Consider the following 12405-nt stretch of genomic DNA (forward strand, 5'->3'; position numbering starts at 1 on the left):
ATGCGAACGTGCCGTCGTGCTCTAACTGTATTGGCTCTCAGTCTCGCACCGCTTGCGGTGTGGGCTGCGGTTCCTGTGGAAGATAGCAACTCAGGCTATAACAATAGCGCGAGCAGCTATCCACCAGCGGGTTATGGTACGAACGGCGCCTATGCGGGGGGAGCGGCTACGTCCGCTCCCTCGGCACAGGGCGAACTGTTCAACCAGCTGCAACGCATGCAGGATCAATTGGCGCAGCAACAAGGCACCATTGAGGTACTGCAGAATCAAGTGAACCAGCTGAAGCAAGAAGGCCTGGAGCGTTACCAGGATCTTGATCGACGTATTGGAGCCGGTGTTGCACCTGCCGCCACTCCTGATAATTCTTCTGCCGGTGGTGCGCCTAGCGCTGCTGCCGGTGGTGTCGCAGCGGGGGCTGCAAGCCAAGCCCCTGCCAGCAGCGAACCGGGTGATCCGGCGAAGGAAAAGCTGTATTACGATGCAGCCTTCGACCTGATCAAAGCCAAGGATTTCGATAGGGCCAGCCAGGCTTTTACCGCTTTCCTGCGCAAATACCCGAACAGCCAGTACGCGGGCAACGCCCAATACTGGTTGGGCGAAGTCAACTTGGCCAAAGGTGATCTGCAGGGGGCGGGCCAGGCATTTGCCAAGGTCAGCCAGCTGTACCCCAAGCACGCCAAGGTGCCGGATTCGCTGTACAAACTCGCTGACGTAGAACGCCGCCTGGGTCATACCGACAAGGTCAAAGGTATTCTGCAGCAGGTCGTGGCCCAATATCCGGGTACTTCCGCTGCCCAGTTGGCCCAGCGGGACCTGCAACGCTTGTAAGCGATGCCGCCCGTTTAGAAGAAACCCGCGCCTGGCGCGGGTTTTTTCGTTAGAATCCACGCCCTTTTATGAAACACGCTTCCTGGGGTCTACGCGTTGGCGGGGTCTCTTGAGGTGCCTGACGGAGGCGGACAGCCTGTTTAGCTGTTACGCCCGTGGCGACTATGCACGACACATTAAGAATTACCGAAGTTTTTTACTCGTTGCAGGGTGAAACGCGAACGGCTGGCCTGCCCACAGTATTCGTGCGGCTGACCGGTTGCCCTTTGCGTTGCCAATACTGCGACAGCGCCTACGCCTTCAGTGGCGGCACGGTGCGCACCCTCAATGACATCCTGGAGCAGGTTGCCGGTTATAAGCCGCGCTACGTCTGCGTGACCGGCGGTGAGCCGCTGGCCCAGCCCAATGCCATCCCTTTGCTCAAGCAGCTGTGTGATGCCGGCTATGAAGTGTCGCTGGAGACCAGTGGCGCTCTGGACATCTCTGCGGTTGACCCCCGTGTAAGTCGCGTGGTCGACCTCAAGACTCCAGGCTCCAAGGAAGCACATCGCAACCGCTACGAGAACATCGACCTGCTGACGGCGAACGACCAGGTCAAGTTCGTTATCTGTTCCCGCGACGATTACGACTGGGCAAACTCCAAGCTGATTCAATATGGCTTGGATCGTCGCGCGGGCGAGGTGCTGTTCTCGCCAAGCCACCATGACCTGAACGCGCGTGACCTTGCCGATTGGGTCGTGGCGGACAATCTACCGGTCCGCCTGCAATTGCAGTTGCATAAATACCTTTGGAACGACGAGCCAGGACGCTGATATGACAGAACAAACAATGGATCAAAAACGCGCGGTAATCCTCCTTTCCGGTGGCCTTGATTCCGCCACAGTGGTTGCCATGGCACAAGCGCAAGGCTACAGCTGCTATACCATGAGCTTCGACTACGGCCAGCGCCACCGTGCCGAGCTGAACGCCGCCGCCCGCGTCGCTCGTGAGATGGGCGTGGTAGAGCACAAGGTGATCGGCCTCAATCTCAACGGCATCGGCGGCTCCGCGCTGACCGACAGCAGCATCGATGTACCGGAAGCGCCCAGCGAAGGTATCCCGGTGACTTATGTGCCTGCACGTAACACCGTGTTCCTGTCCCTGGCCCTCGGCTGGGCAGAAGTGCTCAGCGCCCGTGACATCTTTATCGGCGTCAATGCGGTGGATTACTCCGGCTACCCGGACTGCCGCCCAGAGTTCGTTGAGTCGTTCGAGCGCATGGCCAACCTGGCAACAAAGGCCGGTGTAGAGGGGCAGGGCTTCCGCATCCTCGCGCCGCTGCAAAACCTGAGCAAGGCCGATATCGTCAAGGCTGGCGTAGGACTTGGCGTTGATTATTCGCTGACTGTTTCCTGCTATCAGGCAGACGATGACGGCCGTGCTTGTGGGAAATGCGATAGCTGCCGACTGCGTGCAGAAGGCTTCCAAGCGGCCGGAATTGCTGACCCAACGCGTTATTTCTGATTTATTTCAAATAAGGTGTTGAATAATCCTTAGAAATCAGTATTATACGCGCCACCACACAGCGGGTCGTTAGCTCAGTTGGTAGAGCAGTTGGCTTTTAACCAATTGGTCGTAGGTTCGAATCCCACACGACCCACCATATTTGGCGGATTTAGAAAATCCGGAAGGCCCACGCAAGTGAGGATTTCCGGGTTTTTTTTTGCCTGTTTGAACATACCCAAAGCCCCAGGCGGACCAGAAGCCTGGGGCATTTTTGTTTCTGTTCGACGGCAAGCGTCACAGGGGCAAGGCTTTTTCTCCCCGTTTGTTGTCAAACGATCCGAATCGCGAGTAGATTGAGTGCTATACAGCTCAGGACAAGGACCGTCATGACCACGCTTTCGCCTATCACCTCCGCCACTACGCTTGTTCCCCGTCCGGCAGAAGCGCCGAGCGCCACTCTGGCGCAAAGCACGGACGTCAGCGTAAAGCGACCGTCCCTGGTCGTCAGCCTGGGCAATGTTGTCTCCGATACGCTTGCTGACACGTATTCCCGCAGGGGGCAATTACCGGGTCAAGAGACCGTGCGTGCCTGGGAAAGCGAAAGCCAGGATGCGCTCAGCAAAACCCTAAATACCAACTTCAACTCGTTGTCCACAGCCAGCCGCTTCAGTGGCCTCGGCACCGGCTTGGTTGCGCAATTCGTCAAGGGCGGCGGGGTGGGGGTTTCCCAGTCTGTTTTGTACGCGAGTGCGGATCGGGCGCAAAACGCCGGCGAACTCAAGATCGATCAGAGCCTGCTGCACACCAAGGCCGATAATCTGCTGAGCCTCAGCATCCAGACCGCCAGCGGCAAGACCGTGACCTTCAGCCTCTCCAGCCAGGCCGATGGCCTGGGTGTGCAGGCCACCGTGGATGGCGGCACCTTGAGCGATGACGAACTCGAGGCGGTCGGCAAATTGGGCAGCGCCTTCCAGGCCGCCGTAGACGGGGTGACTGCGACGCCGCCGAAGCTCGACCTCAGCCAACTGACGCAGTTTGATTCCAAGCTGCTGGCCTCGGTGAACCTCAACGCCACGCTAAAGGGCCTGGACGGTCAGGACCTGAGCCTGGCCTTCCACGCCGACAGTCAAAGCCGTACTACACGCATGAGTGGCCCGCTGGGCGAACTTAACGTGGCAGTGGACCTGAAAAACAGCGCGATCCTGGGCGATGCCAAGCAGCAGGCCAATGCGCTGAAAAGCTACCTCACCCAGTTTGATCGCGCGCAGGAACGCGGCAGCGCCAAGCCGGAGTTGATGGCGATGTTCAAGGACGCGTTCCGCGCCATGAACAGCCATTATCCACAGGCCATTTCCCTGCCGGAAGCGCTGACCCGCAACCCGACCGACCAGGGACTGCTGACCGGCCTTGCTGATTTCAAGGCGTCGATCAAGCAGGCCACTGACTCACCCAACCCGATGCGCCCGTCCGAGGTGGACGGCTTTGCCTATCAAGTGTCGCAAAAGACCCGCGTCGGCGGCAGCAGCGCATTGGACCGCAACGTCAGCCAGGACCAGCAGTCGAGCCTCTCCGCGAGTTTCCATAAAGGCCTCAAGGGTGGAAAGGCACCGGCTCTGGATGGCAGCCTGGAGTCGCAGAACTATCTTTATGTGCAAGTGCAGGACAAGGCCAGCAGTTCGGCCAATCTCTCCTACAAGGACGGCTTGCTGGTCAACGCATCCGTCGAGCAGAGTGCCAGCCAGAACACTCGTACGCAGAAGTATGTGATGGGCAAGCTGATGGAGGACACCACTGTGCCGAAAGACGCCTCGGTCAAGCGCGATTACCTCGTCCTTCTCGAATACGCGGCCAAGGAAAGCAAGAAGTCCAAAGATGCACTGCAGGCGTCCACATTGAAAGATGCCCTGGCCGACCTGCATGCCTCGGTAATGTTGCAGGAAGATCCATCCGCACTGGTGCGCTGACACCGCTTGCGAGAACGGGCAGCCCCGCCCTGGGGTTTCCCGTTTTTTGCCTGACAGACGCGCCCGCAGATGCCAGATTAGGCTTTTGAATCCATTCGATATTCTGTAGCCTTGCCGAGCTTCACCTTTACCCGTGCTTGATGAACACAATCACTTCGTCCGGCGGCGCCCGAAGGGCTCCAGAGCCGGTGGTACACTCGACTTTCGCGCTACTGCGCCTGCAGGTCTTGCGAACATGACGCAAATTTCTGAACGCCTTCTGGTCCAAGCCCATCTCGACGCCAAGCAGCCCAAGGCCCTTAGCGCCGATGAAGAGGCGAGCCTGCGCACCGCCATCGCTGCTGAGCTCAAAGCTCAAGACGCCGTCCTGGTTGCCCACTTCTATTGTGATCCGGTGATCCAGGCCCTGGCCGAAGAAACCGGTGGCTGTGTCTCCGACTCCCTGGAAATGGCCCGCTTCGGCGCCGCGCATCCGGCCAAGACCGTGCTAGTTGCCGGTGTGCGCTTCATGGGCGAGACCGCCAAAATCCTTACGCCCGAAAAACGCATTCTCATGCCGACGCTGGAAGCCACGTGTTCCCTGGACCTGGGTTGCCCGGTGGAGGAGTTTTCGGCGTTCTGTGATCAGCATCCCGAGCGCACCGTGGTGGTGTACGCCAACACGTCGGCGGCGGTCAAAGCCCGGGCGGATTGGGTGGTGACCTCCAGCTGTGCGCTGGAAATTGTCGAAAGCCTGATGGACAACGGCGAGACGATCATCTGGGGCCCGGACAAGCACCTGGGTACTTACATCCAGCGCCAGACCGGTGCCGATATGCTGTTGTGGGACGGTGCCTGCATCGTCCACGAAGAGTTCAAGTCCAAGCAGTTGGAAGACATGAAGGCGCTGTACCCGGATGCAGCCATTCTGGTGCACCCGGAGTCGCCGACCGCGGTGATTGAACTGGCTGACGCCGTGGGTTCAACCAGCCAACTGATCGCGGCTGCCCAACGCTTGCCGAACAAGACCTTTATCGTCGCCACCGACCGCGGCATCTTCTACAAGATGCAGCAGCTGTGCCCGGACAAAGTCTTTATCGAAGCGCCTACCGCCGGCAACGGCGCCGCGTGCCGCAGTTGCGCACACTGCCCGTGGATGGCGATGAACACGCTGGAGCGCACGCTGCAGTGCCTGCGTGAGGGTAGCAACGAGATCTTCGTCGAGCCGTCGGTGATCCCGCATGCGGTGCGCCCGCTCAAGCGCATGTTGGACTTCACCCAGGCGGCGCGCCTGAAGCTGGCCGGCAACGCCTGACCCCGTTGTGAACACTGTCAAACTGTGGGAGCTGGCAAACCAGCTCCCACAGTTGATGTGTGTCGTCTGCAATTACTTCTTCTGCTTCGGAACCCGCACCAGTTGCGTATCCGAATAGATATCGTGCCAGCTGCGCTTTTGCTTATCGAACAGCGACCAGATAAACCCCAGGCCCACGCACAGCCACGACGCAATCGACACCACAAAGCGCAACAGCGCCTGCCACAGGCTGATCCGCGAGCCGTCGGCGTTCTGCACGCGCACGCCCCACACCTGCATGCCCAGGGTCTGCCCGGAATGGGTCCAGAACTTGGCGAAGAAACCAAACAGCACAAACAACAGAATCGTCGACAGCAGCGGATCGCCATCCAGTGCGCCGGACTCGGTGAGCGTGCGCATCCTGGCTTCGCCCATAAACGCGATCCAGATCAGCTTGTAGATGAACGCAGTAACGATCAGCAGCGCGGTGCACAACAGGAAGTCGTAGAACATCGCTGCCAAGCGACGGCCCAGGCCAACGGCGGGGAAATCGCCTGTGGGGCTCAGCAGGGGTTTCGACATGGCAGGGCTCTCTAATGGAAAAAGCCATTTTACGAGCAATCGCACATAAAAAAGCCCCTGATGTCAGCATCAAGGGCTTTTTGTCGCAGTTGGGATCAGCCTTCTGCTTGTACTTCGTCAGCCTGCATGCCTTTCTGGCCTTGCACAGCAACGAACGTCACTTTCTGGCCTTCTTTCAGGCTCTTGAAGCCGTTGCCCTGAATGGCGCGGAAATGCACGAACAGATCCGGACCGCTTTCTGGCGTGATAAAACCAAACCCTTTCTCGTCGTTAAACCACTTGACGGTACCGCTCTGACGTTCAGACATTTTCTTATTTCCTTGACGCTAAAATTAATGACAGCCTCTTTCACATGAAAGAGCACTGGGCTGGGTTGCAGGAAAGTAAGAGACGTCGAACGGGTTGTAGCACAACTACTTCAGCTACTGCCCAGGTCCAGGTTCCAAGCGACCCATGCAAACACAGTGCGCAAACTCTACGCCAACTAATAGATAAAAAACAAGCCCTGGCAAATGCCCCGTGTTTGCTGGGCTTTATGACGCGTTGGTGAATAATGAGGCGTCGACTTATTCGATAGAGTTGGTCACTTGTTATAGGTTTAAACACTTAATAAAGACTATCGGTGATGCACTGTTTTGTGGCGGTTGCGTTACAGATTAGTGCACGCTGGCCCAACCGCGTTACTTATAGAAACAGTCAATCAGCCGCGGTAGTAACGTTGCGGCACAAATGGCATTTTACTTACACGCAGTGGCACTTTTTTCCCACGCACCAGCGCAGACACTTCGGTATCCAGCGCGATGAATGCACTGTCCAGGTAACCCATAGCCAGCGGGCCACCCAGCGTCGGACCGAAACCACCGCTGCACACCCTGCCAATCACTGTGCCGTGTTCGTCAACGATTTCCGCGCCTTCACGCACTGGCGTGCGCTCCTGTGGCAACAGGCCAACACGTTTACGGCTTACGCCGGCTTGCTGCTGGGTGAAGACCTTGTCGGCGCCCGGGAAGCCACCGGCACGCGCGCCGTCGGCGCGGCGGGCCTTGGAGATCGCCCACAACAGGCTGGCTTCGATGGGTGTGGTGTCGGTGTTCATGTCGTGGCCATACAGGCACAGGCCGGCTTCCAGGCGCAGCGAATCGCGGGCGCCCAGGCCGATGGCCTGTACTTCGGTCTCAGCGAGCAGGCTGCGGGCCAGGCTTTCGGCGTTGGCGGCCGGCACGGAGATTTCAAAGCCGTCCTCACCGGTGTAGCCCGAACGACTGACGTAGCAGTCCACACCCAGCAGGCGCAGGGTGGTGAACTGCATGAAGGTCATCTTGGTGACTTCCGGTGCCAGGCGTGCCAGTACCTTGACCGCCGCCGGCCCCTGCAGGGCCAGCAATGCACGCTCTTCGAACAGCGGTTCGATGCTGCACTGGTCGCCGATATGCTGGCGCAGGTGCGCCAGATCCTGATCCTTGCAGGCGGCGTTGACCACCAGGAACAGCTCGTCGTTACCCAGGTTGGCCACCATCAGGTCGTCGAGAATGCCGCCCTGGTCATTGGTGAACATCGCGTAGCGCTGCATGCCCACCGGCAAGTCGATGATGTCGACCGGCACCAGGGTTTCCAGGGCTTTGGCCGCATTGGCGCCGGTGAGGCGGATCTGGCCCATGTGGGACACGTCGAACAGCCCGGCTTGATCACGGGTGTGCAGGTGTTCCTTCATCACACCCAGAGGGTATTGCACCGGCATGTCGTAGCCGGCGAAGGGCACCATGCGCGCGCCCAGCTCAATGTGCAGGGCGTGCAATGGGGTTTTCAACAGGGTTTCGGTGGACATATTCAGCTCCTGAAAAACGTGCTGGCGCGCCGTTAGGCGTCAGCACTCGATAATGTTGACCGCCAAACCGCCACGGGCGGTTTCCTTGTATTTGCTTTTCATGTCGGCGCCGGTCTGGCGCATGGTGCGGATGACTTTATCCAGCGAGACGAAATGTTGGCCGTCGCCGCGCAAGGCCATACGCACTGCATTGATCGCCTTGACCGAACCCATGGCATTGCGCTCGATGCAGGGCACTTGCACCAGCCCGCCAATCGGGTCGCAGGTCAGGCCTAGGTTGTGTTCCATGCCGATCTCGGCGGCGTTTTCCACTTGGGAGACGCTGCCACCCAATACTTCGCACAGCGCGCCCGCCGCCATCGAACAGGCCACGCCTACTTCACCCTGGCAACCGACTTCGGCGCCGGAAATCGAGGCGTTTTCCTTGTACAGAATGCCGATGGCAGCAGCGGTGAGCAGAAAACGCACCACGCCGTCTTCGTTCGCGCCGGGGATAAAGCGCATGTAGTAATGCAGTACGGCTGGCACGATCCCGGCCGCGCCGTTGGTCGGCGCCGTGACTACGCGCCCGCCGTTGGCGTTTTCTTCGTTGACTGCCAGGGCGTAAAGGTTGACCCAATCCAGCACCGACAACGGGTCGCGCAGCGCCGATTCCGGGTGCTTGCACAGCTGGCGATGCAGCGCAGCAGCGCGCCGCTTGACCTTCAAGCCACCCGGCAAAATCCCCTCATTGCGGCAGCCCGCGTCGACGCAGTCCTGCATCACTTGCCAGATTTTCAACAGGCCTGCGCGGGTCTCCGCTTCGGGGCGCCAGGCACTTTCATTGGTCAGCATCACCTGGCTGATGGACAACCCATAGGTAGTGCAATGACCGAGCAGGTCTTTGGCGTGTTTGAAGGGGAAGGTCAGCGGCGTGGCGTCTTCGACAATCCGATCAGCGCCTGCGGCGTCCTCATCTACCACAAACCCGCCACCGACCGAGTAGTACTCGCGGCTGCGGATCTGGATGTTGGTGGCGTCAAAGGCACGAAAGATCATGCCGTTGGGGTGGTAGGTGAGGGGTTTGCGAATCATCGCCAAGTGTTCTTTCTCATTGAACGCAATGCTGTGTTCGCCGAGCAAATTCAGGCAGCCGTCCTTGCGCATCTGCGCCAGGCGCGTCGCCACGGTTTCGGTGTTGACGCTGTCCGGGTGTTCGCCTTCCAGTCCGAGCAGCACGGCCTTGTCGCTGCCGTGGCCTTTGCCGGTGGCGCCCAGCGATCCATAGAGTTCCACCTTGACGGTGGTGGTGGCGCTCAGCAGGTTGTCACGGCGCAAGCCCTCAACAAACCGGGCTGCGGCGCGCATCGGGCCGACGGTGTGGGAACTGGAGGGGCCGATGCCAATCTTGAACAGGTCGAACACGCTAAGGGACATGGTTGTTCTCCGGTTTCTTATTATGTGTGGGAGGTACTCGATTCAACTGTGGAAGAGGTTTGTGTGGGAGCCGGGCTTGCCCGCGATGCAGGCACCTCGGTCCATCTGGCAGACCGAGGTGAGGCTATTGCAGGCAAGCCAGCTCCCACACAAGCCAGCTTTCACATCTAATCGAGCACAGCCTCAGTTATGCGTAGCTCTCGATCGACGGGCATGCACACACCAGGTTGCGATCGCCAAACACGTTGTCGACCCGGCCAACCGGCGGCCAGTATTTGCCTTCGATCAACGAAGCCACCGGGTACACAGCCTGTTCACGGCTATACGGGTGTGTCCACTCGCCCACCAGCTCGGCTGCGGTGTGCGGCGCGTTCTTCAGCGGGTTGTCATCCTTGTCCAGGGTGCCATTTTCCACGGCGCGGATTTCTTCGCGGATGGCGATCATGGCGTCGCAGAAGCGGTCCAGTTCTTCCTTGGATTCGCTCTCGGTCGGCTCGATCATCAACGTGCCCGCGACCGGGAACGACATGGTCGGCGCATGGAAGCCGAAGTCGATCAGGCGCTTGGCCACGTCATCTACGCTGATGCCACTGCTGTCTTTGAGTGGGCGCAGGTCGAGGATGCATTCATGCGCTACCAGGCCGTTGCTGCCCGTGTAGAGCACGGGGTAGTGCTCCTCCAGACGACGGGAAATGTAGTTGGCATTCAGGATCGCCAGTTGCGAAGCGCGCTTGAGGCCCGCGCCGCCCATCATGCTGATGTACATCCAGGTGATCGGCAGAATGCTTGCGCTGCCGAACGGCGCCGCGCAGACCGCGCCTTCCTTGCGTTCCATGGCTGCGTGGCCTGGCAGGAACGGCGTGAGGTGCGACTTGACGCCAATCGGGCCGACGCCCGGGCCGCCACCGCCGTGGGGAATGCAGAAGGTCTTGTGCAGGTTCAGGTGGGACACGTCGCCGCCGAACTTGCCCGGGGCGCACAGGCCGACCATGGCGTTCATGTTGGCGCCGTCGATGTACACCTGGCCGCCGTTGTCGTGAATGATGCCGCAGATTTCGCGGATACCTTCTTCGAACACACCATGGGTGGACGGGTAGGTAATCATCAGCGCGGCGAGGTGGTCGCTGTGCTCGATGGCCTTGGCACGCAGGTCTTCGATATCGACGTTGCCACGCGCATCGCAGGCTGTGACGACAACGCGCATGCCAGCCATGTTGGCGGTGGCAGGGTTGGTGCCGTGGGCCGACGATGGGATCAGGCAGATGTCGCGGCGTTCATCGCCACGGCTCTGGTGGTAAGCACGGATGGCCAACAGGCCCGCGTACTCGCCTTGGGAGCCGGCGTTCGGTTGCAGGGAGATTGCATCGTAACCGGTGGCCGCGCAGAGCATGGCTTCCAGGTCGGAGGTCAGCTCCAGGTAACCGGTGCTTTGCTCGGCCGGGGCGAAGGGGTGCAGGGCACCGAACTCGGCCCAGGTCACCGGGATCATTTCGCTGGCGGCGTTTAGCTTCATGGTGCACGAGCCCAGCGGGATCATGGTGCGGTCCAGCGCCAGGTCCTTGTCGGCCAGCTTGCGCAGGTAGCGCATCAGCTCGGTTTCCGAGTGATAACGGTTGAACACCGGGTGGCTGAGGACGGGCGACTGGCGCAGCAGTGCGGCCGGTAGGGCGCTGTCAGCGTTGGCAGTGAAGGCTGGCAGCGGCTTGCCGTCGGCGAAGATGCTCCACAGCGTTTCGATATCCGCCTGGGTGGTGGTTTCGTCCACCGACACGCCAAGACGCTCAGCGTCCACCACACGCAGGTTGATGCGCTGGGCACGGGCCTTGTCGTGCAGGGCGGCGGTGTTGGCGCCGGTGTTGAGGGTAATGGTGTCGAAGAAGTTGGCTTGCTCGACTTTCAGGCCCAGGGCGGTCAAGCCCTTGGCCAGGATCGCGGTCAACTGGTGCACGCGCTGGGCGATCTGGGTCAGGCCTTTGGGGCCGTGGTACACGGCGTACATGCTGGCGATGTTGGCCAGCAGCACTTGGGCGGTGCAGATGTTGCTGGTGGCCTTTTCGCGGCGGATATGCTGCTCGCGGGTCTGCATCGCCAGGCGCAGGGCCGGCTTGCCGAAACGGTCGACGGACACACCAACCAAGCGGCCCGGCATGTCGCGCTTGAACGCATCCTTGGTGGAGAAGTACGCCGCGTGCGGGCCACCGAAGCCCAGCGGCACGCCGAAGCGTTGCGCGCTGCCGATGGCCACGTCGGCGCCGAATTCACCCGGTGGGGTCAGCAGGGTCAGGGCCAGCAGGTCAGCGGCTACCGCGACCAGTGCGTTGGCGGCGTGGAAGCGCTCGGTGAGCTCGCGGTAGTCGAACACGTCACCGTTGCTGGCTGGATATTGCAGCAAGGCGCCGAAAAACGGGGTGACGTCGTTCAGTTCGCGCTCATCGCCTACGACCACATCGATACCCAACGGCTCGGCACGGGTGCGCAGCACGTCGAGGGTTTGCGGGTGGCTGTGGATCGAGGCGAAGAAGGCATTGCTGCTCTTGTTCTTGCTCAGGCGTTTGCAGAAGGTCATGGCCTCGGCGGCAGCGGTGGCTTCGTCGAGCAGTGAGGCGTTGGCGATCGGCAGGCCGGTGAGGTCGCTGATCAGGGTCTGGAAATTCAGCAGCGCTTCCAGGCGGCCTTGGGAAATCTCTGGCTGGTACGGCGTGTAGGCGGTGTACCAGGCCGGATTTTCCAGCAGGTTGCGCAGGATCGGCGACGGTGTGTGGCAGTTGTAGTAGCCCTGGCCGATGTAGGTTTTGAACAATTGGTTCTTGCCGGCGATGGCCTTGATCCTGGCCAGGGCCTCGGCTTCGCTCAGGCCGTCTTCCAGGCCGAGCACGCTGGTGCCCTTGATGCTTTCCGGGATCACGCTGGCGCTCAGGGCTTCCAGGGAGTCGAAACCCAGGCTGGCGAGCATGTGCTGCTCGTCTTCCTGGCGCGGGCCGATGTGGCGGGCGATAAATTCGTTGGCAGTGCTCAAGTTGATCGTCATGGCG

10 protein-coding genes and 1 tRNA gene are annotated in these 12405 nt (G+C 60.3%); 6 read left to right on the forward strand and 5 right to left on the reverse strand.

The window, feature by feature from the left end; all coding sequences use genetic code 11:
* From ybgF to nadA, 6 genes are all read left to right on the forward strand, one after another.
* A complete protein-coding gene (gene ybgF / locus AACY08_RS15010; protein WP_339470128.1) occupies window positions 1-828 on the forward strand; it encodes a tol-pal system protein YbgF in 828 nt (275 codons plus the stop codon).
* 164 nt (window positions 829-992) lie between these two features.
* On the forward strand, window positions 993-1640 hold the full coding sequence (queE, locus tag AACY08_RS15015) for a 7-carboxy-7-deazaguanine synthase QueE (RefSeq protein ID WP_339470130.1): 648 nt from the start codon (window positions 993-995) through the stop codon (window positions 1638-1640).
* A 16-nt stretch (window positions 1641-1656) separates the two neighbouring features.
* Window positions 1657-2331, forward strand: coding sequence for a 7-cyano-7-deazaguanine synthase QueC (queC, locus tag AACY08_RS15020; protein WP_339470247.1), 675 nt, complete (start codon window positions 1657-1659; stop codon window positions 2329-2331).
* A 63-nt stretch (window positions 2332-2394) separates the two neighbouring features.
* Window positions 2395-2470: transfer RNA gene (locus AACY08_RS15025), tRNA-Lys, on the forward strand.
* A gap of 229 nt (window positions 2471-2699) precedes the next feature.
* Window positions 2700-4277 (forward strand): lactate dehydrogenase, encoded by a 1578-nt coding sequence (locus AACY08_RS15030; protein ID WP_339470131.1) that lies wholly within the window; start codon window positions 2700-2702, stop codon window positions 4275-4277.
* Between the two features lie 235 nt (window positions 4278-4512).
* Window positions 4513-5571 (forward strand): quinolinate synthase NadA, encoded by a 1059-nt coding sequence (gene nadA, locus AACY08_RS15035; RefSeq protein ID WP_339417187.1) that lies wholly within the window; start codon window positions 4513-4515, stop codon window positions 5569-5571.
* Between the two features lie 72 nt (window positions 5572-5643).
* Here the strand turns inward: nadA and AACY08_RS15040 are convergent, their stop codons facing one another.
* The 5 genes from AACY08_RS15040 to gcvP all read right to left on the reverse strand — a co-directional run bounded on the left by AACY08_RS15040 (window position 5644) and on the right by gcvP (window position 12401).
* Window positions 5644-6132 (reverse strand): RDD family protein, encoded by a 489-nt coding sequence (locus AACY08_RS15040; protein ID WP_339438105.1) that lies wholly within the window; start codon window positions 6130-6132, stop codon window positions 5644-5646.
* 95 nt (window positions 6133-6227) lie between these two features.
* Complete coding sequence (locus AACY08_RS15045; RefSeq protein WP_339470132.1) at window positions 6228-6440, reverse strand: cold-shock protein; 213 nt, start codon at window positions 6438-6440, stop codon at window positions 6228-6230.
* A 392-nt stretch (window positions 6441-6832) separates the two neighbouring features.
* Window positions 6833-7957, reverse strand: a complete 1125-nt coding sequence (gene gcvT / locus AACY08_RS15050; RefSeq protein WP_339417182.1) for a glycine cleavage system aminomethyltransferase GcvT — start codon at window positions 7955-7957, stop codon at window positions 6833-6835.
* 39 nt (window positions 7958-7996) lie between these two features.
* Window positions 7997-9373: an L-serine ammonia-lyase gene (locus AACY08_RS15055; RefSeq protein ID WP_339470133.1), complete on the reverse strand. Its 1377-nt coding sequence runs from the start codon at window positions 9371-9373 to the stop codon at window positions 7997-7999.
* 187 nt (window positions 9374-9560) lie between these two features.
* Window positions 9561-12401: an aminomethyl-transferring glycine dehydrogenase gene (gene gcvP, locus AACY08_RS15060; protein WP_339470136.1), complete on the reverse strand. Its 2841-nt coding sequence runs from the start codon at window positions 12399-12401 to the stop codon at window positions 9561-9563.
* Window positions 12402-12405 lie beyond the last annotated feature (4 nt).

The sequence above is a fragment of the Pseudomonas sp. EL_65y_Pfl1_R83 genome, assembly GCF_963970695.1.
GTDB lineage: Bacteria > Pseudomonadota > Gammaproteobacteria > Pseudomonadales > Pseudomonadaceae > Aquipseudomonas > Aquipseudomonas tritici.